This is a genomic window from Baaleninema simplex PCC 7105 (assembly GCF_000332355.1).
In the GTDB taxonomy this organism is placed as follows: Bacteria; Cyanobacteriota; Cyanobacteriia; order Cyanobacteriales; family Geitlerinemataceae; genus Baaleninema; species Baaleninema simplex.
The window spans coordinates 39,677-62,723 of sequence record NZ_KB235960.1 but is presented as its reverse complement, the minus strand read 5'-3'; the positions used below and the strand labels follow the sequence as shown (position 1 = coordinate 62,723).

General features: G+C 54.3%; 19 protein-coding genes, 1 tRNA gene and 1 pseudogene. 8 read left to right on the top strand and 13 right to left on the bottom strand.

Annotated features, from left to right (window positions below; genetic code table 11):
* Positions 1 to 245 precede the first annotated feature (245 nt).
* The 3 genes from GEI7105_RS0123785 (at position 246) to GEI7105_RS0123775 (ending at position 5,109) form a co-directional block, all read left to right on the top strand.
* The gene (locus tag GEI7105_RS0123785; protein ID WP_026097922.1) at positions 246 to 1,238 is read left to right on the top strand and encodes a pentapeptide repeat-containing protein; all 993 of its coding nucleotides are present in this window, start codon (positions 246 to 248) and stop codon (positions 1,236 to 1,238) included.
* 97 nt (positions 1,239 to 1,335) lie between these two features.
* Positions 1,336 to 4,014, top strand: a complete 2,679-nt coding sequence (locus GEI7105_RS0123780; RefSeq protein ID WP_017662905.1) for a chloride channel protein — start codon at positions 1,336 to 1,338, stop codon at positions 4,012 to 4,014.
* Between the two features lie 117 nt (positions 4,015 to 4,131).
* Entirely contained in the window at positions 4,132 to 5,109 is a 978-nt protein-coding gene (locus tag GEI7105_RS0123775) for an NAD-dependent epimerase/dehydratase family protein (RefSeq protein WP_017662904.1), read from the top strand.
* 6 nt (positions 5,110 to 5,115) lie between these two features.
* Here the strand turns inward: GEI7105_RS0123775 and GEI7105_RS32190 are convergent, their stop codons facing one another.
* The 3 genes from GEI7105_RS32190 to GEI7105_RS0123760 form a co-directional block, all read right to left on the bottom strand.
* Positions 5,116 to 5,301: a DUF4278 domain-containing protein gene (locus GEI7105_RS32190; protein ID WP_017662903.1), complete on the bottom strand. Its 186-nt coding sequence runs from the start codon at positions 5,299 to 5,301 to the stop codon at positions 5,116 to 5,118.
* 286 nt (positions 5,302 to 5,587) lie between these two features.
* Positions 5,588 to 5,728, bottom strand: coding sequence for a hypothetical protein (locus GEI7105_RS38770; protein WP_158413254.1), 141 nt, complete (start codon positions 5,726 to 5,728; stop codon positions 5,588 to 5,590).
* 330 nt (positions 5,729 to 6,058) lie between these two features.
* Positions 6,059 to 6,994: a pentapeptide repeat-containing protein gene (locus GEI7105_RS0123760; RefSeq protein WP_017662901.1), complete on the bottom strand. Its 936-nt coding sequence runs from the start codon at positions 6,992 to 6,994 to the stop codon at positions 6,059 to 6,061.
* A 247-nt stretch (positions 6,995 to 7,241) separates the two neighbouring features.
* Here GEI7105_RS0123760 and GEI7105_RS0123755 point away from each other — a divergent pair, with 247 nt between their 5' ends.
* The gene (locus GEI7105_RS0123755) at positions 7,242 to 8,555 is read left to right on the top strand and encodes a cytochrome P450 (protein WP_035493948.1); all 1,314 of its coding nucleotides are present in this window, start codon (positions 7,242 to 7,244) and stop codon (positions 8,553 to 8,555) included.
* A gap of 162 nt (positions 8,556 to 8,717) precedes the next feature.
* Positions 8,718 to 10,154, top strand: coding sequence for a thioredoxin-like domain-containing protein (locus tag GEI7105_RS0123750; RefSeq protein WP_017662899.1), 1,437 nt, complete (start codon positions 8,718 to 8,720; stop codon positions 10,152 to 10,154).
* A gap of 248 nt (positions 10,155 to 10,402) precedes the next feature.
* Here the strand turns inward: GEI7105_RS0123750 and purL are convergent, their stop codons facing one another.
* The 6 genes from purL to GEI7105_RS0123715 form a co-directional block, all read right to left on the bottom strand.
* A complete protein-coding gene (gene purL / locus GEI7105_RS0123745; protein ID WP_017662898.1) occupies positions 10,403 to 12,757 on the bottom strand; it encodes a phosphoribosylformylglycinamidine synthase subunit PurL in 2,355 nt (784 codons plus the stop codon).
* Between the two features lie 170 nt (positions 12,758 to 12,927).
* Complete coding sequence (locus tag GEI7105_RS0123740) at positions 12,928 to 13,374, bottom strand: DUF2996 domain-containing protein (protein WP_017662897.1); 447 nt, start codon at positions 13,372 to 13,374, stop codon at positions 12,928 to 12,930.
* Between the two features lie 79 nt (positions 13,375 to 13,453).
* Positions 13,454 to 13,609, bottom strand: a complete 156-nt coding sequence (locus GEI7105_RS0123735) for a ssr2422 family thylakoid membrane protein (protein WP_017662896.1) — start codon at positions 13,607 to 13,609, stop codon at positions 13,454 to 13,456.
* Between the two features lie 421 nt (positions 13,610 to 14,030).
* Positions 14,031 to 15,248 (bottom strand): HetZ-related protein, encoded by a 1,218-nt coding sequence (locus tag GEI7105_RS0123725; protein ID WP_017662894.1) that lies wholly within the window; start codon positions 15,246 to 15,248, stop codon positions 14,031 to 14,033.
* 215 nt (positions 15,249 to 15,463) lie between these two features.
* The gene (locus GEI7105_RS40620; protein WP_281167033.1) at positions 15,464 to 15,586 is read right to left on the bottom strand and encodes a hypothetical protein; all 123 of its coding nucleotides are present in this window, start codon (positions 15,584 to 15,586) and stop codon (positions 15,464 to 15,466) included.
* 9 nt (positions 15,587 to 15,595) lie between these two features.
* Positions 15,596 to 16,258 (bottom strand): L-threonylcarbamoyladenylate synthase, encoded by a 663-nt coding sequence (locus GEI7105_RS0123715; RefSeq protein WP_017662892.1) that lies wholly within the window; start codon positions 16,256 to 16,258, stop codon positions 15,596 to 15,598.
* A gap of 293 nt (positions 16,259 to 16,551) precedes the next feature.
* On the opposite strand from GEI7105_RS0123715, the gene GEI7105_RS0123710 reads away from it, so the two are divergent.
* Both GEI7105_RS0123710 and larC read left to right on the top strand, forming a co-directional pair.
* Positions 16,552 to 17,589 (top strand): RNA-guided endonuclease InsQ/TnpB family protein, encoded by a 1,038-nt coding sequence (locus GEI7105_RS0123710; protein ID WP_245555491.1) that lies wholly within the window; start codon positions 16,552 to 16,554, stop codon positions 17,587 to 17,589.
* Positions 17,590 to 17,664: 75 nt separating this feature from the next.
* Entirely contained in the window at positions 17,665 to 18,906 is a 1,242-nt protein-coding gene (larC, locus tag GEI7105_RS0123705) for a nickel pincer cofactor biosynthesis protein LarC (protein WP_026097919.1), read from the top strand.
* A 56-nt stretch (positions 18,907 to 18,962) separates the two neighbouring features.
* Here the strand turns inward: larC and GEI7105_RS0123700 are convergent, their stop codons facing one another.
* The 4 genes from GEI7105_RS0123700 to modB all read right to left on the bottom strand — a co-directional run bounded on the left by GEI7105_RS0123700 (position 18,963) and on the right by modB (position 21,988).
* On the bottom strand, positions 18,963 to 19,895 hold the full coding sequence (locus GEI7105_RS0123700; RefSeq protein ID WP_017662889.1) for a DNA polymerase III subunit delta': 933 nt from the start codon (positions 19,893 to 19,895) through the stop codon (positions 18,963 to 18,965).
* Between the two features lie 94 nt (positions 19,896 to 19,989).
* Positions 19,990 to 20,060 (bottom strand) — tRNA-Gly (locus GEI7105_RS0123695).
* A 55-nt stretch (positions 20,061 to 20,115) separates the two neighbouring features.
* Positions 20,116 to 21,279 (bottom strand): hypothetical protein, encoded by a 1,164-nt coding sequence (locus GEI7105_RS39150; protein WP_218959089.1) that lies wholly within the window; start codon positions 21,277 to 21,279, stop codon positions 20,116 to 20,118.
* 40 nt (positions 21,280 to 21,319) lie between these two features.
* Positions 21,320 to 21,988, bottom strand: coding sequence for a molybdate ABC transporter permease subunit (gene modB / locus GEI7105_RS0123680; RefSeq protein ID WP_017662885.1), 669 nt, complete (start codon positions 21,986 to 21,988; stop codon positions 21,320 to 21,322).
* A gap of 538 nt (positions 21,989 to 22,526) precedes the next feature.
* On the opposite strand from modB, the pseudogene GEI7105_RS32180 reads away from it, so the two are divergent.
* Positions 22,527 to 23,037, top strand: a pseudogene (locus tag GEI7105_RS32180) (IS607 family transposase); the annotation flags it as partial.
* Between the last annotated feature and the right edge of the window lie 10 nt (positions 23,038 to 23,047).

The following is a 23,047-nucleotide window of genomic DNA, read 5'->3' as shown; positions in this document are numbered from 1 at the left end:
AATCGTTAGTGAGGTATCTGTTTTCAAACAAATTTTTATCTTCGTAACGATCGCGATCGTGACGCGATTTATTATCCTATTGTTGGCGTAATTTGTTTTTTAAAATTCTTTTAAAGTCTTCATGTTTTTTTGATAAAGCCTCGCTCAGATCGGCGAGCAATTATTAAAGTTTAAAATAAGACGGTTTGGTGCGTGCTGTCAAAAGCAAACCGTTGGTATCGAGGGAAGACGTTAAGGTTATCGAAATGGAAAGTCGTACAGAACTGCTCGAGAACTACGAGCGCGGAAATCGTAATTTTAGCGGAGGAAATTTCATCGGCGGGAACTTCTCGAGTTTTCATCTCAAAGACATCGATCTATCCAAAGCGTATCTCAGCTCCGCCAATTTCCAACGGACGTTGCTCGATCGCGCTAATTTATACCGTGCGTATCTGTGCGGTGCCGATTTCAGCTATGCCAAACTCTACGAAGCTAATTTGTGCGAGGCCGATCTCACCAAAGCCAAACTCAACGGCGCCTATCTGGTGGGGGCGACCCTGACCGGAGCCAAACTCAGCGGAGCCAGTCTAACCGGAGTCAACCTGCGACGAGCAGACTTGCGCGGGGTCAACCTGTGCGGGGCAAACCTCACCGAAATCAACCTGCGCGGGGCAGACTTACGGGGGGCGAACCTGAGTTGGGCCAAACTGGCAGGAGCGCGGTTGAGCGGCGCGAACCTCGAAGGAACCAGCCTCACGGGTATCGATCTCAGTGGCGCGTACCTCAACGGTGCCGACTTGCACGGAGTCGATTTAGACGGCGTCGATCTCAGCCAAGCCAAGCTGAGCGGCGCGAATTTCCAAGGGGCGAACTTGAGTGCGGCGAACCTCAGCCAAACCCAACTGCGGGTAGCCTTACTGCAAAAGGCCAACTTGCGGGCGGCGAATTTAGAAGAGGCGCTGTTGGTGCGATCGAACTTTTGCGGGGCGAACCTCACCAAAGCCAATCTTCGCAACGCCGATCTCAGCCAAGCCGATCTCAGCGAAGCCAACTTGAACCTCGCCGACTTACAAGGAGCGAATTTAACCCAAGTCTGCTTGCACAAAGCCTATTTATGGAAGGCCAACCTCGATCGCGTCAATCTGTTTCGCGCCAACCTCCGAGAAGCCAGCCTTCGCAACGCCACCCTCAACGCGATCGATCGACTCGAAGCCATTTGGACCGGTGCCACGTTACCAGACGGCCGGATCTTTGCCTGAAACGCGCCATTGAAGATCGGCTGCCAGGCGATCGCGAGCCTCTCGTCGTCGGCCATAATGAGGGCAAACCTATCGCTCGATCGCCCAAAAGGAATCTGTGTGGCTCAAGAAATACTCTGAGATTGCCCGTATCGCCACCGGACTGTTACCACGTCGGCTGTGGATTTCCCTACTCGACCCCCGACGCGTAGCACTCCTCGAAGCCTGTCTCATCGGATTGGTCTCCGGCCTCGCCGCCGTTCTCCTCAAACAAGGGATCGGCCTGGTGGGGGGACTGCGCGTCCATCACACCGAAGGATTTCCCGTTTGGCTGAAACTTCCCCTGTTTGGCCTGGTGGGGGGTCTTATCGCTGGATGGCTCATCGATCGCTTTGCGCCCCAAGCCACTGGAAGCGGCGTCTCCCACGTCAAAGCCGAACTGGCCTCGCCTCAACTCAACCATCAAGGATTTACCCTCAACCTGCGTTTGGCGGCCGTCAAACTCCTCAGTACGATCCTCGTTGCCGGTTCCGGTCTGGCACTGGGTCGCCAAGGGCCGACGGTTCACATGGGCGCCGCGCTGGCCGCCTCCATGAGTCGCTGGATTCCCACCTCCCCCACCTACCGCCGCCAAACCATTGCCGCCGGCGCCGCAGCCGGACTCGCCGCTGGGTTCAACGCTCCCATTTCGGGGATGTTGTTCGCGATCGAAGAACTCCTACACGACGTGTCCAGTCTGACGTTAGGAACGGTGATTCTGGCTTCCTTTGTCGGGGCGGTCGTCTCGCGCATCCTCGGCGGTGAAAACTGGGATCTCAACCTCGAACTCACCGCGTCTCTCGCGCAGTTTTCAGCCTTAGACATTCCGTTTTTGTTGCTGTTGGGGATCGCGACCGGGGTGTTGAGTGGCTGGTTCAACCGGGGGATCGTAGCCAGTTTAGAACTCAATCGCCGCCTGCCGTTCGGATTACCCGGACGGATCGCCTTAGCGGGGGCGATTTCTGGAGCAGCGATCGCCGCGTTACCCGCACCCTTTCGCGACAGTACCGGACTGCGGGAGTTTATCAGTACCGGAGAAGCGGGGATCGAGATCGTCGCCGTGGCCTTGGTGGTGAAATTCGTGCTTACCCTCGTGGCGTATGGCTCTGGAGCGTCGGGAGGACTGTTCGCGCCGACGCTGGTGTTGGGGTCGGCCTTGGGGCGATTGGTGGGACTCTCGAGCCAAACCCTTTTCGACATCGGCGATCCCACCACATATGCTTTAGCCGGAATGGGGGCGTTTTTCGGGGCGGTGGCGAAAGTCCCGATTACGGCGATCGTCATCGTGTTTGAAATTACCACCGACTTTAATTTGGTGTTGCCGTTGATGATCGTGTCGGTAACGGCTTACGTGGTGGCCGAACAGGTCTCGAGCGGGTCGCTGTACGATCGCCTACTGGAAATGCGCGGTTGGAGCGCCCCGACGGCCAGCGTCGAAGGTCAAGTTCTCTCAGAACTGGTGGCGGCGCAGGTCATGCAGCGTCAAGTGGAAACCTTCGACAGTCACATGGCGTTGAAAGACGTCATGACAGCCTTTTCCAAATCGAACCATCGTGGCTTTCCCGTGGTCGATCGCTCGCGACTGGTGGGCATTATTACCCAAGCTGATTTGACGAATATCTCGACACGCCAGTTGCCTGAAGACACGCCTCTCGAGCAGGTGATGACGCCGAAACCGGTGGTCGTCCGTCCTGAAGATACGCTGACGCAGGTGCTGTACCTCCTCGAACGCCACAACGTCAGTCGGCTTCCAGTCGTCGACGGGCGGCGACTGGTGGGAATCGTCACCCGCAGTGACATCATCCAAGCCGAATCGAGGAAACTGACGGGTCGAGGGGACGAGTTTCGTAAGGTCGAACCGTCTTATCCGGTCTATTTGACGCGAGATCCCGCTGTGGGGCAAGGGCGGGTGTTAGTACCGTTGGCGAATCCGAAAACCGCTCCATTGTTGTTGCAGTTTGCCGCCGCGATCGCCAAAGCGAACGATTACGAACTCGAATGTTTGCAAGTGGTGGCGGTTCCCCCTCACCGATCGCCTTCGGAAACCCCCGTGCGAACGACCTCGAGCCGTCGCCTGCTCAAAACGGCGTCCCGCATCGGCCGTCAGTGGAACGTTCCGGTTCACACTCAGGTTCGGGTCGCCCACGACGTAGCGGCGGCGGTGTTAGAGACGTTGCAAGAACGCCATATCGATAAGCTGTTGATGGGATGGAAGGGGGGAACGCGCACGCCGGGACGGATCTTCGGTGACGTGTCGGATACGCTGTTACATCAAGCCGCTTGCGAAGTGATTTTGGTGAAATGGGGCAAGTTCGTCCCGCTCGAAACCAGTCGTACTTCTTCTCTCTCGCTCGATCGCTGGTTGGTTTCTGTCGGTGGTGGGGCGAACGCGTCGGCGGGGTTGCGGTTGCTTCCGGGGTTGGTCTCTTTGGGAAAACAGACGACCGTGCGCTTGTGTCAGGTGTTTCCCCCGACGCCGAACGAGCCAGACACGAGTTTCCTCAATGCGACCGCCCAACAGCTCGATCGCCAGTTGAAGGGTCGCGTGTTCGCCCTGCCCTCCTTCGGGCTATCGGTGGCAGATGCGGTAGTCGATTTGGCGCGATCGCACGATTACGATGCCGTGCTGATCGGGGCGAGTCGTCGCAGTTTGCTCGGTCGGGCGCTGCAAGGCAACATTCCCCGAGAAATTGCCCGACGGTGCGATCGGACGGTGGTTCTGGTTCGCGCCGCGTTGACTGAGAAAGATGAGGTTTGACCGGCGATCGCCGGGCGATCGGCACTCCGACAAAATGCGATGATGGTGAACCGAGGAGATCGAACGTGCTACGCACCGCTTCCGCGAACGAACAAAAACCATCACAGAACAGTAACCATGAAAGCATTCGTCACCGGGGCAACCGGCTTTACCGGATCGCACCTCGTCAAAGCGTTACGCGATCGCGGACATACCGTCACGGGTTTAGCCCGTCCTACATCGCCGAACCTGTTTCGCTTGAAAGATTGCCAAGTCAACCTCATTTACGGCGACGTGACCGACGAAGAGGTGTTAAAAGCAGGAATGGCGGGGGTCGATTGGGTATTTCACACCGCCGCCTTCGTAGACTTGGGACTCGTGGACGAAGCCAAAATGGAGCGGGCGAACGTCGAGGGAACGCGGGCGGTTTTAAATGCGGCCAAAGCCTCGAACGTATCTAAAATGGTTTATTGTAGCACCATCGGTATTTACGGCGACACCGAAGGCAACACGGTCGACGAAACCTTTCAACGCACGCAAGCGGACTTTTCCTCGGCTTACGATCGCACGAAATACGCAGCCCAACAACTAGTCGATCGCGCGGCCGACGACGGCTTTCCGGTTGTCAGCGTCATGCCTTCGGGGATTTTTGGCGCCGACGATCCCCATTTCGGACCGGTGATTCAAAACTTCCTCAACGGAAAACTGGGGGTTTGGGCGGGGGGCGATCGCGTTACGGGGATCGTTCACGTAGACGATTTAGCCGAGGCGATGATTCTGGCTGCCGAGAAAAGCGTTCCCGGCGAACACTATATTATCTCCGCAGGCGATCTCACCACTCGGGAGATGTTCGAGATTCTCAGTCGGGTTTCCGGCGTGCGTCCCCCTCGCGAAGTGCCTCAACCCGTAGTGCGTTTGGTGGGAAACGTTCTCGACCCCATCGGACGCCTGGCCAAATGGAACCCGCCCCTGAGTCGAGAGCGGGTTCACTATGTTTACGATCGCTGCGTGCGAGTCGATAGCAGTAAGGCGCGACGGGTTCTCGGGTGGACGCCTCGGTCGGTCGAACAAACCCTGCGAGAAATCGTCGAGTCTTACCAAACGGCAGCGAATTAACGACCGTTAAAACGCTACGTTGACTTCGACGCCGCGATATTTGCCTTTTATGCAAGTTGTCAGTGTCGGCACTTCTGAGAGCGATCGCCCTCGAAGAGTCGCACCGCGATATTTTCCGATCGTCGGCCCTTCCTGGGTTTCGATCTGGGAAGGGTTGCTGTCGTACCAAACTCCGCGATAACAGAATTTCATGGTTTCGCTCTCGAATGAACGTCTAGGGGTTCGTTGCTGGCGATTCGCGTCGGGCGATCGCGCCTCTATTTCGGGTCTGCTGAATAAAGCTAAAATCCTTATAAAAAAGGAATTTTAAGGGAATCGATCCGAAAAAAGTCCCCAGTTTTCGGTCAGTATGGGGCAAAAATTCAAGAGAAAATAGCAATCGATATGCTCACATTTCCCACCCTCCGATCTCCTGTTCCCTGTTACCTGTTCCCTGTTCCCTCTCATCACTTTAACTTTAATGACTTTTCAGCAATCCCTATTTCAGGGATTCGTTCGTTCGAGACATCTCCGACACGCCGACCTCAGCCGCCGAACGGCAGAACAGCGTCATACGGCGATGGGCTTTCGTGTGGCGACGACGTGCCGTTAACATCCGAGCTTTTTCTTGCATATTCATCGAGCGAATCTCCAGTTATTGACTAATCGTTTTACAAAAGTCTGTAACAAATTACACATTCTTCTCGTATATCATAACCACTTGACAAATGGTCTGGGTTAACAGGCGACTAAGAATTGTTGAAGCCAGTCACCAGTTGTAGGGTGCGTGACTTGAAAAATCCGGTGTAAATCCTGAGACCGAGAAATCGTCACGCACCGCCCATGTACAACGCCAACATCTGAGAGGGTGCGTGACCTAAAGACCCTCAAAATATGCCGCGAAACCGGCCAACCGGTCACGCACCGACTCCACAAGTAACAGTTTCTTCCTTGTCCCCTTGTCCCCAAATCAAGGATGCCGACTTCCATCGGGCATAATGGCACCTTTGAGAATCGCGCCGCTGAGATTCGCTTGGTATAGATTTGCCCGAGACAAGTTCGCCCCCGTCAAGTTCGCGTGTACCAGCGTCGCTTCCGTCAAATTGGCCATACTGAGGTTAGCACCGGCGAGGTTCGCCCCGGTCATGTTGGTAATCCGGAGACTGGCTTCTCGCAGATCCGCTTGAGCGAGATTGGCAAATCGCAAATTCGCTAAATACAGATTTGCCCCAATGAGGTTCGCGCCGATAAAACTGGCTTTGGTGAGGTTCGCCCCCATTAAATTGGCGACGCAGAGGTTAGCTAAACTCAAATTCGCCCGGTATAAATTCGCGTGACACAACGTCGCCCCGACAAATTTCGCCAGAGAACAGACTGCAAAACTCAAGTTCGCGTCGCGCAGATCGGCTTCTCCCAAAGCTGCCATCGTTAAGTCCACTTCCCGCAAATCGGCGCGAATTAACTCGACGTCGGAGAGATCCGCTTGTCGTAACGTCGTGGTGTAGAGAACGGCGTCGGATAAATCGGCGCGATTGAGTTTGCTTTGTTGGAGTTTGGCCAGGGAGAGATCGGCTTTAACGAGGCTGGCTTCGGTCAGATCGGCTCGAATTAAATTCGCTTCTTTGAGAGAAGCGTAGCGTAGATCGGTCGTGTAGAGAATCGCGTCGCAGAGGTTGGCGCGATCGAGCAAAGCGTGTTCGAGGTTCGCCAAGCACAGATCGGCCTTAGCCAGATCGGTCTCGATTAAATTACAAAAACTAAAGTCGATCTCGCGCAGGCGTTGCCGAACTAAATTTTCTCCCTGCAAGATCGGGCAACTTTTCGGTTGGTTCTCGCGCCACTGGTTCCAGGCGTGGACGCCGCGTTCGAGCAGTTCAGTTGGCGAGAGAGGTGGAGTAGTTGCCATCGAAGGGCGTCGGATAGATGCTGCTGCCGATTATTCTAAGCGCGATACACCGTAAAATCACCGAGAGCGATCGCAAAAGCGTGACAACGAAGACAAGGTTAACTGAACACTGTCTTCACTGTTGGCTGCTCACTGTTGACTGCTCGCTGTAAAAGACGCACCCTGATCTGTCGTGACAACGAAGACAAGGTTAACTGAACACTGTCTTCACTGTTGGCTGCTCACTGTTGACTGTTCACTGTAAAAGATGCACTCTATCTCAGTCGATCGACTTCCCCCCGGACAGTTCGGCTTGCCCGTCGTCGGGCAAACGTTCGCCTTTTTATTCGATCGAGACTTCGCCATCAAACAATATCACCGTTACGGCCCGATTTTTAAAACTCGCCTTCTCGGAGAGCCGACGGTGTTTCTCATCGGCCCCGAGGCAGTCGAAGCTCTATTATCGAGCCAGATGGACTGTTTTTCCTGGCGTGGCGGCTGGCCGGAATCGTTTCGTATTTTGCTCGGAGAATCGCTGTTTTTACAAGATGGCGAGGAACACCGACACAACCGCAAACTGATGATGCCAGCCTTTCACGGGGCAGCGTTGGCGCAGTATTTCGAGACGATGGTGTCCGTGTCGCGGCGGTACTGCGATCGCTGGCTGCGCCTCGGCGAGTTCGTCTGGCTCGAAGAAATGAAACAACTCACCTTCGACATCGCCTCGCAACTGCTCGTCGGGGCCGATTCCGGGGAAGAAGTGGCGCAGCTGAGTCGTTGGTTTACCGAACTGACGAACGGTTTGTTTGCGTTATTACCGCTTTCCATTCCCGGAACCCGCTTCGGACGCGCGTTAGCCGCGCGCGATCGCTTGCTGCAACATCTCGATCGAGTCGTCGAACAACGGCAGCAACAGCCGACGCGAGATGCGTTAAGTTTGTTGGTACAAGCCCGCGACGAAGCGGGAAACGCCCTCAGCCAAGAAGAACTGACCGCCCAAGCCATGTTGTTGTTGTTTGCCGGTCACGAAACGACGACCTCGATGCTCACCTGGCTGTGTTTGGAGTTGGGACGCCACCCGCAACTGTGGCAGCGGGCGCGATCGGAACAGCGGGAACTGGCTGAACGGGGGCCGTTAGAGTTAAGCCAACTGTCGCAAATGCCCTATCTCGATCGCCTGTTAATGGAGGTCGAACGGTTGCACCCTCCCGTCAGCGGTGGATTTCGCCGCGTCGTCAAACCCTTTGAATTTGGTGAGTATCGCGTTCCCGAGGGGTGGTTGGCACTTTACTCGATTATCGCCACCCATCGCCTACCCGATATTTACCCCGATCCCGAACGCTTCGACCCCGATCGCTTTGTAGAACGCCCGCAACCGTACAGTCTCATCGGGTTTGGCGGCGGACCTCGGGTGTGTTTGGGGATGGCCTTTGCGAAGTTGGAAATGAAAATCGTCGCATCGCAGTTGTTGCGAGAGTACGATTGGGAGATTTTGCCCGACCAAAGCTTAGAAGCCGTTGCGGTTCCGACGCGACATCCCAAAGACGGCTTGCGAGTTCGTTTTTTTCGAGCCTCAGCATAGGTCGAACGACCGTCGTTTGTCGAAGAAAGAGCCGCGAGTGCTGGGTTTCGGGGTGCGACCCGAGCTAGAATCTTTAAGGGTTAGCCTTTACAGCGAGGAGTGAAAACACTTCGGAGCTGACAGTCTCTTCCGGGTTCCCTCGATCTTCTCGGTACTTTTGCTATGACCCCCCTGAAAACGCCTCGCGTTCGCGCTCCAGAACTGCCCCAAAACGCCCTTTGGCTGAACGTCGATCGCCCGTTGACACTATCGCAACTGCGGGGGGGCGTGGTGTTGCTGCACTTCTGGACGCACGGTTGTATCAACTGTCTCCAGGTTTTGCCGGATTTAGCTTATCTCGAAACCAAATACGGCGATCGCCTCGTCATCATCAGCGTTCACTCCCCCAAATTCGCCACCGAAAAAACCGAAACTAGCCTGCGTCAAGCCGTGCGACGTTACGATATAACCCATCCCGTGGTTCTCGATGCAGACTTGTCGGTGTGGGAACAATACGCCGTTCGCGCCTGGCCGACTTGCGTTCTGGTCGATTCCCGAGGCTACGATGTCGGACGCGCCCTCGGAGAAGGACATCGCGACGAACTCGACGGGGCGATCGCATCCCTTCTCGACACCGCTGCTTCCCCCGAAAATCCAGTTCCGCTACAGTTAGACAAACAGAGTCGCCCCCACCGCCAACCCCTGGCGTTTCCCAGTAAAGTCCTCGCCACCCCAGACGCGATTTACATCGCCGACACCGGACATCACCGCCTCGTCGTCGTCACCGCCGAGGGAGAACTCCTCGAAACCGTCGGTTCCGGAACCCCTGGCTTCGCAGACGGCGAGTTTGCCAACGCGCAATTTAACCGTCCCCAAGGCTTAGCGTTCGATCGCGCCAAATCCTGCCTTTACCTCGCCGACACCGCCAACCACGCCATACGCTGTCTCGACTTTCGCCGTCGTTGCGTCTCCACCGTTTCCCGAGAACTCAACTCGCCTTGGGACGTTGAATTTCTCAGCGATATCCTCTTCATCGCGATGGCGGGTTCCCATCAAATTTGGGCGATCGATCTCGACGACAATACCCTCGGACTCTACGCCGGAACTGGGGCAGAAGGCTGTTTTGACGGCAGCTTAGACGATGCTGCCTTCGCCCAACCCAGCGGACTGGCTACCGACGGCGATATTCTGTACGTGGCAGACAGCGAAATCAGTTCCGTTCGCAGCGTAGGACTAGACGCAGATGCCGAAGTGCGAACCCTCTGCGGTAGCGGCGGACTCTTCGACTTCGGCGACAGAGACGGCATCGGCGAAGCGGTGCGCTTGCAACATTGCCTCGGCATCGCCTACGGACGAGAAACTCTCTACCTCGCCGACACCTACAACCACAAAATCAAACGAGTTCGACTCCCCGAAGGACGTTGCGAAACCCTCCTCGTAGAAGGACTCGAGGAACCCTCGGGGTTGAGTCTCCTGGGAACCCGTCTCTACATCGCCGATACCAACCACCACGCGATTCGAGTATTGGATATCGACACCGGAGAACTGGCTACACTGGCAATTTCGGGACTCTGTGCGCCGAATCTCTGTTTGCCCGATAATCTATCGGGCGGTGCGTGACGGGCGATCGGTCTCAGGTTCGACACCCGATTTTTCAAGTCACGCACCCTACAGGCGGCGCACATTGTCGGTGCGTGACGGGCGATCGGTCTCAGGTTCGACACCCGATTTTTCAAAGTCACGCACCCTACAGGCGGCGCACATTGTCGGTGCGTGACGGGCGATCGGTCTCAGGTTCGACACCCGATTTTTCAAGTCACGCACCCTACAGGCGGCTCTGTGTTCTCTGTGTCTGGTGTGGTGAACGACTAACCCAAACGACGTTCGATCGCGCCCTCGTAGCGTTCCGCCATCGCCGCTAACGTGACATCCAACACCGTCGATTCCCCAGATACCACTTCCAAAGCGTTTCCAGACACCGTTCCGAGTTTTTGCCAGTAGTCACCCAGGGTTTCCGCCAAATACGTTTCCCAAGTCTCCACATTTTCCGGCGACACCGAGACGACAATACGCGCCCCGCCTTCCCCAAACAGCACCTCGTCCCAACGATACGCCGTCGGAACCGGAAGCGACAGCTTCGCCCCGAGTTTGCCCGCCAAGCAGGATTCCGCTACCGCCACCGCCAAACCGCCTTCAGCGCAATCGTGGGCGGAATTCAGCCAACCCTGACGGATACCGTAGCGACAGGTGGCTTGAATCACTCGTTCCAACTCTTCGTCCAAGCGAGGGGGTTTTCCAGCAACCGTCTCGTGAACCACAGCCAGATATTCCGACGCAGCGAGGGTGGGGACAGCCAACTCAGAGCGATCGCAGTCGGTTTTCAGCCCCAACACATAAATCGAATCCCCTTCATTGCGCCAACCCTGACCGCAAACTCGGGTTACATCCTCAATTAACCCCACCATTCCCACAACAGGCGTCGGGTAAATCGGCGTCGGGTTGCCGTCGGCGTCCAAGGTTTCGTTATACAGAGAAACGTTACCTCCCGTCACCGGCGTTCCGAAGCTTTCGCAGGCTTCGGCTAACCCTTTACACGCCGAAGCCAGTTGCCAATATCCAATCGGTTTCTCGGGACTGCCGAAATTGAGGTTGTCCGTCACGGCGATGGGTTCGGCACCGACACAACTGAGGTTGCGGGCAGCTTCAGCCACGACGTATTTCGCGCCTTCATAGGGGTCGAGATAGACGTACCGAGAGTTACAATCGACCGTTGCCGCAACGCCGCGATTCCAAGTTTTGTTCGCGTTGTCGCTTCCCGCCTGGGGTTCTTGGGGGCGCAACCGCACCACCGCCGCATCTGCCCCACCGGGAACGATGACTGTGTTGTTTTGTACCTGGTGGTCGTATTGCCGATACACCCACTGTTTCGAGGCGATACTCGGGGTATCGAGAAGTTGTAACAGCACGTCGTTCCAGGTTTTGAGTTCGCCGCCGATGTCGATGCCTTTTTCCTGGCAATAGGGCAGGCGATCGACCGTCCAATGCCAAGCGATTTGGGCGTATTCCGGCGGTTCGGAGAGGATTTCCCGTTCGTAAATGGGGGTGTTGTCTGCCAGGGCAGTGGCGGGGATTTCAGCGGCGATCGCCCCTTGGTAGCGAATGCGGACGATCGGCTCTTCGATGACTTCTCCGGCGACGACGGCGTGCAGTTCCCATTTTTTGAAAATGTCGATGAGTTCCTGTTCGCGTCCCTTCTGCGCCACGAACAGCATCCGTTCCTGGGATTCTGAGAGCAGATATTCGTAAGGCACCATCCCCGTTTCGCGCACCGGGATTTTATCGAGGTCTAAATCGATCCCGACGCCGCCGTTGGCGGCCATTTCTGAAGTCGAACAGGTGATACCTGCCGCCCCCATATCCTGGGCGGCCACCACTGCGCCGGTTTTGAAGGCTTCGAGACAGGCTTCGACGAGCGCTTTTTCTAAAAACGGGTCGCCCACTTGTACCGCAGGGCGATCGTCGATCGAATCGTCGCTGAGTTCGGCACTGGCAAAACTCGCGCCGCCCATACCATCTCGTCCGGTGGTCGATCCCACGTACAGCACCGGATTTCCGATACCCGACGCCCCAGATTTGACGATCGCCTCAGTTTCCATAATCCCGATCGCCATCGCGTTAACGAGGGGATTTCCCGTGTAAGCCTTATCGAAATAGACTTCACCGCCGACAGTGGGAACGCCGAAGGAATTCCCGTAATGAGAGATACCTTCAACGACACCCGCGAAAATGCGTCGCGTGCGGGGGTTATCCAGGGAACCGAAGCGCAGGGAGTTCAACACCGCCACGGGACGCGCCCCCATCGTGAAAATATCCCGTAAAATCCCGCCTACGCCCGTGGCTGCCCCTTGAAACGGTTCGACAGCCGAGGGGTGGTTGTGGGATTCGATTTTAAACGCCAGTTGCAATCCGTCCCCAAAATCGACCACTCCGGCATTTTCCCCAGGTCCGACGAGGATGCGATCGCCGGTGGTGGGAAACTGTTTGAGGAGAGGTCGGGAATTCTTATAACAGCAGTGTTCCGACCACATCACGCCGAACATTCCCAATTCGGCTTTGTTGGGATGGCGGCCTAACCGCTTGACGATTTCCTCGTATTCTTCGGGTTTGATACCTTCAGCAGAGAGTTCTGCCGGGGAAAAAGGAGATTCGGAAAGCGTTGACATTCTCGTCCTGGGACAAAACCACAGGGTTTATTGTAAGTGAAGAGGGGAAGAGGGGGAGAGGGGGAGAGGGGGAGAGGGGGAGCAGGGGAGACAAGGGGACAAGGAATAAACTGTCAACTGTCTCCACTGTTCACTGTTCACTGTTCACTGTAAAAGGCTGGTGACTGAATCTAGTTTCGGGCCAGCCACTTCTGGGCGTTCAACCGTTGTACGACGCCGAAAACCAGCAGTTGTAAGTTGATTCTGCGTTCGTCCATCAGGAAGGGTTCGATCGTACTCGGTTGGGTGCCGTCCGCCGAACAGGAGAAGGCACGAGGTCCTTTGATGTCGGCTTTGGGGAAGTAGACGACAAAACGGCGTTTGCCCCCTTGCCAGGTGCCGATGACTTGCCAGCACTCGTCGGAAGGGCTGATGGGACGAACTCGATGTTTTTCAAATTTGAGTTCGAGATCGTCGATTCCCTGGTTTTCCAGTTCCGCTTTCAAGGCAGGCAGGTAATCCTGGTGCATGAAGTCGGCGAAGGGTTTGTCTTCGACGGCGGGGGGTTTCTCTTTTTTGGCTTTCCCGCCTTTGGCGGCGGCTGGCTTCTTCTTCTCTTGGTTTGCGTCTTCTGCCATGAGATCGATATGAGATGAGTACTGTTGCTTACGAATCAGTATAAATCTCAAGCGGGAATTGGGGGGATATTGGGGTGCGTCACTTGGCGATGACGCTCGACACGATAACGGTGACGGTGGCCGCCGCGATGAGGCTGAAGGCTAACTGAACCACCCCTTGAATGGCCTTTTGGTAATTCTCGAATTTTTGGTTGAACTGTTCGACTTCTTGTTTTAAGTCGCGAATCTCTTTCAAGATTGCTTCTCGATCGTTATGGCTTTTCTTTTCTATTATATATCTTTTTTGTTTTTTTATCTATTGAACCGATCGATTAATATTTTTACTAACAAAAAGTTCTATAAGATATCTATTTTACTCAAGATCCCCGGCATCTCCAAGATGCCGGGGATCTGGCAACATCTGGTAACATCTAGGTCTTTTATAAAAACTCGTCCTATAGTCAATTCTCTGTATCCTCCGTTAAATTTTACTCAGAGACCCGGTTTTTTGCTCCGATCTTCCTATAAAAATAACGAAATTCACTTAAAAATCGAGTTGTTTGACCAACAAATCTTTGATTTTCAAATTGTTTGGAATGTGGCAATTTTTTATGACAGCAACCCAAAAATATAAAAAGGGGAAGACTTTCCATTTCGATCGCGTCTTCCCCGAAAAATTAACCATTGCGATGTTGCCAAGCCAAATCCAGTAATTTCGACCAGCGTTTCTGAGCCTGTTTGGGCGTGCATTTGAGCTGAGAAGAAATCTCGCTGTCGCTGACGCCGGATTGCTTGAGGGCGATGAGTTTCCGTTGCTGGGGGCTGAGTTTTTCCAAAAACTCTTTCCACTGAGCCGGAGACATCCCCAAATTGCGATCGAGATCTGCTCCCAACCACTGATGCACCAATTTCCAATTTCCCGCCCGAGAAAACTTTTCTACATGGTACTTAAACCGTTGTTGCAGATAATCCCGTTCTCGAGAAGACAGTCCTAAAATTTCGTCGATTTCGTGAGCCGACAAATCTTGTAACTTCAAGACTAAATAATCGATGCAGTCGGATTGACCTTGCTCTTTCAAATAGTTGATGAGAGAGCGAATCACGCGATCGCGCATCACCGCTTCCGAGGGATCGACGGTTTCAGAAACCATCTGTTCGCGAACTTGACGGGCAGCCGCAGAACGGCTGTGACTTTCCTCCTCTTCGGTTTTTCCAGACTCTACCGCCAGTTCCATATCGATTGAAGTTTCCGGGGGTTGACCTTTGGCAAATCCTTGCGCTCTCAAAATCACGAGTTGCTGGGAATTATGACCCGGAAGAGAAATGCGGCGTTTGGCGTACTGTTCTGTAAACGCCATGTATTCCGCCAACTCCACGCGAGTCCGAGGGGTGTAATCTTCCGGTACGTCGTGTTCGCGACGAAACGCCCGCAGGACTTCGATATAAAACCCTTGCAGAAAGTCTTCGATGAGGTTGTATCGACCTTGAAACCCGAGTTTCGCTTTCGTCGGGGCAATGTGGCGGTACACCATCACGCTAAGGTTGCTGTGGAGTTCCACACGACCCTGTTTCGAGCCGAGTTTATAGTAAGAGGAGATTTTGGTCAGGCGATGGTGGGCGAGGTTGAGTTTCCACTTTTCCACGTCCCCCGAACGCTGGATGCGATCGCTCTTGTCACAGATGCGTTCGACTTCGCGGGCGATACGTCGGGCCACTTGTTTGCCACTGCCGGAGGTGGTGTCTAACTCCGCTTGCAAGTGGCGGAACACCGTATCGGCAAAGGGATCGGCGGGCGGTTCGGCAGCGGTAGCTGGGGATGGAGGCGGGGCGGAACGTCCCGTTTTCAAGTTATCGTCAATGCCCTGGTTGAAGGAAGTTGCGAGTTTAATGTTCACGATCTTGCCTGAAGGTAGCGCACTTGGTCTGAAGAAGAGATGTAGCGGTGGCAGTGCAGTGCCTTTCCGTCTACATCTCAACTTTAGGAGCGCGAAAACTGCACTCAGGGCGCGAAAATGCCACTATCCGAACCTGTTCGCTCGTCTCGAACCAATTCCGCGATCGCCCTATCCGAATTCACTGCCTGACGATCGGCGTCCAAACTCGCGATCGATTACCCCGTCAGGGTTCGATCGAACCATCTCGCTGTCTGACTCACTACTGCTAACGGTGGACGGTTTACCGATCGATCGCCGCTATTCACGCCACCGTCCCAACTGGCACAGTCAACTGGCACAGTCGAAACTCAAATCCACGCCTCTGCCGCTTCCCAATTCAAGCCTTTCCGCACGATTTGAGGATGGTTGTCGTCCGTCAAATCGAGAATCGTCGAAAAGTCGTAACCCGGTTCCAATCCATCATCTACGATGACATCGATTAACTTGTCCCAGCGATCGAACAGTTCCGCCTTATCGAGGGTTCGTCCCACCTTCACCGTCGGAATCGGCGTGTTATCGTCCTGACTGGGCAAATACGCCGACGTGGAAATAATCGGATGTCCCAAGGCTTCGAGAAGCGACAAACACACGGGGCGATCGGGTACGCGAATCCCCGTGGTTTTACGTTTGGGGTCCATCACCAAACGCGGGACGAGTTTCGTCGCGGGCAAGAGAAAGGTAAACGGTCCTGGTATCAGACGCTTCATAATCCGATAAGCCGGATCGGAGACCCTGGCATAACTGGCAATGTTCGACAACGAGGGACATAAAAAGGTAAGCGGCTTGTCGTTGGCGAGTTGCTTGATTTGGCGAACTCGCTTGACGGCAGATTTGGCGTTGATGTCGCAACCGATGGCGTATACCGTATCGGTGGGGTACAACATCACCGCCCCGTCGGATAGGGCATCCCCGATCTGCTCTATTCGACGCACTTGCGGCGTCTCCGGATGAATTTCGTAAAGCTCGGCCATAAGTCTGTTTTTTTATCAGGTTGCGGTTGGGGACGCCGCGAAGGAAATCCCCTTGGCAAAACACACATATAATCTCATCTTTCTTCGGCACAGAGACCCCCGCTATACCCGTAAGGGTTAGCGGTGGGAGGAAGTGCCGCCTCCAATGTTAGGTTTACATCGCTTTCTGGATGAATTAAAATGGGAACATGACTCAAGCAATAACGGTTAAATGCAAGCTGATAGTTCCAGCCGAGTTGACCGAAAAGATCGATGAGACTCTGGTGGGCTTTGCTGAGGCTTGCAACCAAATATTGCAAACAGCTAAAGAACACAATGTCTGGAACACGACCAAGCTGCATCACCTGACGTATAAGCCAATTCGAGAAGCCACCGAACTCAAAGCCAATCACGTTTGTCAGGCAATTCGCCGCGTTGTCAATCAACGAAAAGCCACCCAACAAATCCACAAGTTTCGCCCCACCAGCGTCGGTCTCGACGTTCGGACGTTCAAATATATCGAGTCCAAACAACAGGTCTGTGTAACACTGAAGTCGGGACGAGTCAACTTCGATCTCAAGATGGGTGGCTATCAAATTGCGCTGTTGCGAGGTCAAAGCCCCACCAGTGCAACGCTGAAGAAAACCCGACAAGGGGATTACTACATCAACATCGTTGTGGAAGTCCTCACCCAACCGAAGGGGAGAACCCCCAAGGTTTTGGGAGTCGATCGGGGATTGCGAGATATCGCCACCACCTCCACCGGGAAATCCTGGGAGGGAGAGAAATTGAGGGCGACTCGCGAAAAGTACGTTCGTGTTCGAGCCTCGATTCAAGCCAAACGCACGAAAGGGGCGAAACGCCTCTTGAGAAGGCTCTCTGGGCGTGAATCGAGGTTTCAAAGTTGGGTCAATCACAACATCAGCAAGGAACTCGTTCGAGAAGCCAAAGCTACCGAGTCTGTAATTGCCTTCGAGGATTTGACGGGGATTCGATTGAACGTCAAGCTCAAGAAAAAGACCCGAACCGAAATTCACCGATGGGCGTTCTACCAACTTCAATTGTTTACCGAGTACAAGGCGAACATCGTAGGAGTCGAGGTTGTTACTGTCGATCCTCGCTACACTTCCCAAACTTGTTCTCGATGCCACCACGTTCACCCCGAACGAGGTAAATCCTATCGCAACGGCAAGCGGTTTAAGTGTGGCTTTTGTGGCTTTGAACATGATGCTGATGTAAACGGAGCGTTAAATATCGCTCAACTGGGGGCTGTTGTAACTCAGCCTGAAATCTCGACCTATGCTTGCCAGTTAGAGGGGCAACTGAGTTGGTTCCCGGTAGGTACGGGTTAGGGATAAAGCCCCCGCTATAGCCGTAAGGGTTAGCGGTGGGAATAGTTACTTGGATGGTGCGCGTGCGGATATTAAATGAGTAAGATTGCATATTTCGATTGCCCCACGGGTATCGCTGGGGATATGTGTTTGGGAGCCTTGGTGGATGCGGGGGTTCCCGTGGACTACCTCACCGAACACTTGAACCGTTTGGGGGTGGGAGAAGATTACAGTTTGCGCGTCGAACGGGTTCGTCGTAACGGCATCTCGGCGATGAAAGCCTACGTGGACCTGCGCGATATGACGGAAGAACCGCCCACGTTCGACGCTGAGAAACATCACCATCACCACCATTCTGAGGGAAATCGCTATTTACCGGAAATTGAGGAAATGTTGCAATCGGCGGACATTCCCGATCGCGCCCGGAAATGGAGTTTAGCCGTGTTTCGCCGGTTGGCGGCGGCTGAGGGGGCGGTTCACGGGGTTTCTCTCGATCGCGTCCACTTTCACGAAGTCGGGGCTACCGATGCCATCGTCGATATTGTCGGAACCTGTCTCGGGTTGGATTGGTTGGAGATCGATCGCCTCTACTGTTCGCCGTTACCCACGGGAGGCGGAACGGTGAAAGCCGCTCACGGACGGATTCCGGTTCCTGCCCCGGCGGTGTTGAAACTCTGGGAAATGCGCCAGGTTCCGGTGTACGGAAACGGGATCGATCGCGAACTCGTCACCCCCACGGGGGCAGCGTTAACGGTTACGTTAGTGGAGTCGTTCGGCGTTCCTCCGGCGATGACGTTGCAACAGACGGGGTTGGGGGCAGGTTCCCGAGAGTTTCCGATTCCGAACGTTTTGCGATTGTGGATTGGAGAAGACACGCAACCGTCGGCGAGCGATCGCGTCTGTGTGTTAGAAACTCAACTCGACGATATCAGCCCCCAGGCGATCGGCTACGTGTTCGACAAACTCTTCGATATTGGGGCGTTAGATGTTTTCACGCAGCCGGTGGGAATGAAGAAAAATCGTCCCGGCGTGTTGCTGACGGTGATTTGTTCTCCCGACAAACAAACCGACTGCGAGGCGGTGTTGTTCCGAGAAACGACAACCTTGGGCATTCGTCACAGTTTCCAAGAGCGATCGATCCTCTCGCGAGAGTTTCGATCGATAACCCTCTTTGACAGCGAAGTTCGCGTGAAAATCGCCCGCGATGCCAAAGGAAACGTCATCAACGTTCAACCGGAATACGAAGACGTTGCCAAAGTTGCCCGGAAACAGAAGTTGAGTTGGCAAGAGGTTCACCGTTTGGCGTTGCAGCAATGGCAGCAGGAAAAGGCGGTATAGAAATCGTTCCGTCGGGGCAAGTCTCTGCGTTTGCCTCGTTTTTCTCAAACCGATTTTCACGGGTAACTACACGCCAATTCCATCAGGGTAACTTCCCAGACGAGACGGGGTTGGACGTAACTGCGGAGGTAACTTCGCGCGGCTTCGAGTTTTTGCAGCGGTGGTAGCGTTCCGCCCTCGTCACAGTAATCGTGCCAGTAGCTTTGTTGGAGATAGTCGAGAAGCCAGAGTTGTTCGGTGGTGTCGAGAGTAGAGGCGATCGCTTTGGCGAAGTCGAGGGCGTCTCGCAGGGTTCGCGGGAGATGACGCGCCCGTTGTAGAATTTCCGGGGGAATGGTTTGCAGTCGCTGCCAGGATTCGATCGCTGCCCCAGGACTGCCTTGCGCGACGGCTAAAATGGCTCGGTAGCCTAAAATCTCTTCGTGTCCGGTTTCTCGTAAGACCTGTTCCATGTGTTTGGGAGGCAGGCGATAGAACGGTATCCGCTGACAGCGAGAAACGAGAGTCGATAAGAGAGATTCCGCTGAAGGTGCAATGAGGATTAACGTGGCGCGTCCCGGTTCTTCGAGGGTTTTCAGCAGTCCGTTAGCGGCAGGTTCTGCCATCGTTTCGGCGCGATCGAGGATTATGACTTTCCGCGAAGCTTCTAAGGGCGGACGACTGAGAAAGGTTCCGATTTCGCGAATCTGTTCGAGGCGAATTTGCGGGGGCGCTTTGCGTTTTAAGCCTTTTTCTTCGGCTTCGGCGGGCGTCAGCAGCTTCTGATTGTGGAGATACGTCGGTTCTACCCACAGAAAATCCGGATGGTTGTCGAGGTTGTCGCGGTGTCCGCCGAGGAGCAGTCCGGCAAAATACCGCGCCGCGATCGCTCGCCCGATCCCCTCTGGTCCGGCGAATAAGTAGGCTGGTGCGATGCGATCGCAGTCGATCGCCGCATGGAGAAATTTCAGGGCAGTCTCTTGGCCGATGGGAATTTGCCGAGGTGACATCGGCGCGATCGCTCCGCTTTGTTGAGTGGGTTGTTACGCTTTTGTTTTAACCTTAATCTCTCAAGGTTGGAATTTCACAAAAGCATTTTTTTAAAGCGGGCGGCGGGAATCGAACCCGCATCATCAGCTTGGAAGGCTGAGGTTTTACCACTAAACTACGCCCGCGCTATCGCGCACCTGAACTAGAATAACATACTTTTTCTCGATGGCAAAGATTTTTTCAAAATTTCTCGATCGACAGCGTGAGATCGAGGTTAGAGACGACGGGGGAGGGGTTACCGTTAACGAGATTGTTGGCAGGCTGAAATTGCCAGTCGTCGATGACGGCTTGTAGGAAACGACGGTATCCATCGCCCATCGCCACGTTACCGGGTTGTTTCCAAACCCCGGCAACTTCCGCTCGTCCGTTGGTTTCGACGATGAGACGCACTCGGAAGCGATCGCCGTGGTTTAAGTCCGGTGGAACGATCGCGCGATCGAGGGTTTGACGAGACGAGTTACTTAGTCTGGCGGGATTTTCTGGGCGATCGGGTAAGTCGGCGGGAAATTCAGCAGCGATCGCTCCGATGCGCCAGCGATCGGAAACGGGTGTGGGCGTGGGCGTCGGAATCGGCGTAGAAGTCGGAACTGGCGTTGGCGTCGAAGTCGGAACTGGCGTTGGCGTAGAAGTTGGAACTGGCGTTGGCGTAGAAGTCGGAACTGGCGTTGGCGTCGAAGTCGGAACTGGCGTTGGCGTCGAAGTCGGAACTGGTGTTGGCGTCGAAGTCGGAACTGGTGTTGGCGTAGAAGTTGGAACTGGCGTCGGCGTAGAAGTCGGAACTGGTGTTGGCGTAGAAGTCGGAACTGGTGTTGGCGTCGAAGTCGGAACTGGCGTTGGCGTCGAAGTCGGAACTGGCGTTGGCGTCGAAGTCGGAACTGGTGTTGGCGTCGAAGTCGGAACTGGCGTGGGAACAGGAGTTGGTGTCGGTGTGGGAACTGGCGTAGAAGTCGGAACCGGCGTGGGTGTCGGCGTTGGCGGTAACGCGCCGATCGCACCGGTTTCGTTTTCTCCATCTCGACTGTCTTCGACGGCTTCAGAAGTCGAAGAGTCTGAAACCGTTGGTTCAGAAGTCGAAGAGTCTGAAACCGTTGGTTCAGAAGTCGAAGCTTTCTCGAACACGATCGCTCGTTCCACAACCGAAATTTCGATCGCATCGTTTTCCAAGCGATCCGACGGCGATCGCCTCGTCTCGAATCCGCGAAGGCTGAGCCATCCCAACACAACCCCGTGAATTCCCAAAGACGCGACGACGAGAACCATCCAAAGCCGTAAAGATTCCCCAGACTCGCGCCGACGCCAGCGAACCCAGCGAGATTTTCGAGCCGTCGTAACGGTAGAAAGCACCACGGACATCACCCATCAAACACATTGCCATACCATTTCTTTACGGCGCTGCGTTCGATCGTTCCAGATATTTACTCAAAAACACCACGGCGATCGCGATCGCGCTCAAAATCCCCACCAACACCGCCGCTTCGCGATCGTTCCCCATCTGCACCTTTTGATAAATCGCCATCGGCATCGTCTGAGTCACGCCGGGAATGTTCCCCGCCACCATCAACGTCGCCCCAAACTCCCCCAAAGCACGCCCAAAACTCAAGACGACCCCCGCTAAAATCCCTTTCCACGCCAGGGGCAACCATACCCGAAACAACACCTTCGAGGGGGATTGTCTCAACGTAGACGCCGCCTTTAAATATGCGGGATCGACACTTTCAAGCGCGGCTTTCGTGGTTTTCACCATCAGCGGTAGGGCAACGACAGCAGCGGCGATCGCAGCACCCTGCCAAGTAAACACCAGCGTCCATCCCGTCAGTTCGTACAGTAAATGCCCGATCGCTCCGTTGCGTCCGAGCAATATTAATAAGAGATATCCCACCACCACCGGCGGTAACACCAGCGGTAACGTCACGATCGCTTCGAGCCAATCTCGACCGGGAAAACGATACCGCACCAGGAGATAACCGAGACTACTACCGATGACAGCCACGAATACCGTCGCGATCGCCGCCACCTGTAACGACAGACGTAAGGCATTTCCAATTTCGTTCATGGCTTTTCCGGTATTTTCTATAAAGTTTTGTAACGATTCCGGGGCATTCCCGTAAAACTCATCGATTTTTCCCGAGATATTAGTGGGGGGGGGAGTTTCTGGGTCGTGTATCGGCGATGGCGAAGCCTGGGTTCGACGTCGTCATACCTCTCTCCCCCCTTTCTTCAGCGAACAGTTTTTGCAGTGAGCGGTGAACAGTGGGCAGTAGACAGCGGGCAGTTTTTGCAGTGAGTCGTTGAGAGGTTCGGTTAGCCTTGGATTTTGCTGAGGGTTGAAGACAGAGTGGAAATTTCTCACTAAAGTTACTCAAGCCTACTCATTTCTTATACTAAAATAACTACTTAAGACGTTGGGAGTCAGAAGGGAAATTAATCCCTGAGCGCACAGCGTCGGGTCGGGTGTATCTCAAAAATGTAAATTCATCGAGTTGGGCGCACTCAATTTCCAGATCCCCGGCATCTCCAAGATGCCGGGGATCTTATACCGGAAGTGCTAATCGGGAATTTTGCCACCCCAAACTGATGTTTTTGCACTCATTGAGATGCACCCGTCGGGTCATCGGAGATACGACCTGTCTCAACTGCTTGGTGTTGAATCTTATAGAGCGTACACAATTGGTTATGCACGAGTCAGCAGCCACGACCAGAAACAAGACTTAGCACGTCAAAAAGAAATTATTGAATTGTTCTGCGCTCAAAATGGTTGGGAGCATGAAATCATCTAAGACTTAGGCTCTGGGATGAATTACAGTAAGCATGGATTAAAGCGTCTTCTGAGGTTAATCACATAGGCGTGAAATTGACAGACTGGTTCTTACCCATAAGGATAGGTGGCTTAGATTCGGGTCTGAACTTGTGTTCAGCATCTGCGAGCAGTTTGGTGTAGAGATTGTGATTATAAATCGGACTGAGGATGCCAGTTTTGAGGAAGATTTAGCCAACGATGTGTTAGAAATCATTACCGTGTTTTCTGCTCGTCTTTATGGTAGCCACAGTCATAATAACAAAAAAATTGTTGAGGAGTTAAAAAAAGTCAGTGAAGAGTTTTAAGACGAAGCTG

Coding starts and splice junctions, on each gene's coding strand:
- GEI7105_RS0123785 (WP_026097922.1), top strand. CDS start 246: ATGGAAAGTCGTACAGAACTGCTCGAGAACTACGAGCGCGGAAATCGT.
- GEI7105_RS0123775 (WP_017662904.1), top strand. CDS start 4,132: ATGAAAGCATTCGTCACCGGGGCAACCGGCTTTACCGGATCGCACCTC.
- GEI7105_RS32190 (WP_017662903.1), bottom strand. CDS start 5,301: ATGAAATTCTGTTATCGCGGAGTTTGGTACGACAGCAACCCTTCCCAG.
- GEI7105_RS38770 (WP_158413254.1), bottom strand. CDS start 5,728: ATGAATATGCAAGAAAAAGCTCGGATGTTAACGGCACGTCGTCGCCAC.
- GEI7105_RS0123760 (WP_017662901.1), bottom strand. CDS start 6,994: ATGGCAACTACTCCACCTCTCTCGCCAACTGAACTGCTCGAACGCGGC.
- GEI7105_RS0123755 (WP_035493948.1), top strand. CDS start 7,242: ATGCACTCTATCTCAGTCGATCGACTTCCCCCCGGACAGTTCGGCTTG.
- GEI7105_RS0123750 (WP_017662899.1), top strand. CDS start 8,718: ATGACCCCCCTGAAAACGCCTCGCGTTCGCGCTCCAGAACTGCCCCAA.
- purL (WP_017662898.1), bottom strand. CDS start 12,757: ATGTCAACGCTTTCCGAATCTCCTTTTTCCCCGGCAGAACTCTCTGCT.
- GEI7105_RS0123740 (WP_017662897.1), bottom strand. CDS start 13,374: ATGGCAGAAGACGCAAACCAAGAGAAGAAGAAGCCAGCCGCCGCCAAA.
- GEI7105_RS0123715 (WP_017662892.1), bottom strand. CDS start 16,258: ATGGCCGAGCTTTACGAAATTCATCCGGAGACGCCGCAAGTGCGTCGA.
- larC (WP_026097919.1), top strand. CDS start 17,665: ATGAGTAAGATTGCATATTTCGATTGCCCCACGGGTATCGCTGGGGAT.
- GEI7105_RS0123700 (WP_017662889.1), bottom strand. CDS start 19,895: ATGTCACCTCGGCAAATTCCCATCGGCCAAGAGACTGCCCTGAAATTT.
- modB (WP_017662885.1), bottom strand. CDS start 21,988: ATGAACGAAATTGGAAATGCCTTACGTCTGTCGTTACAGGTGGCGGCG.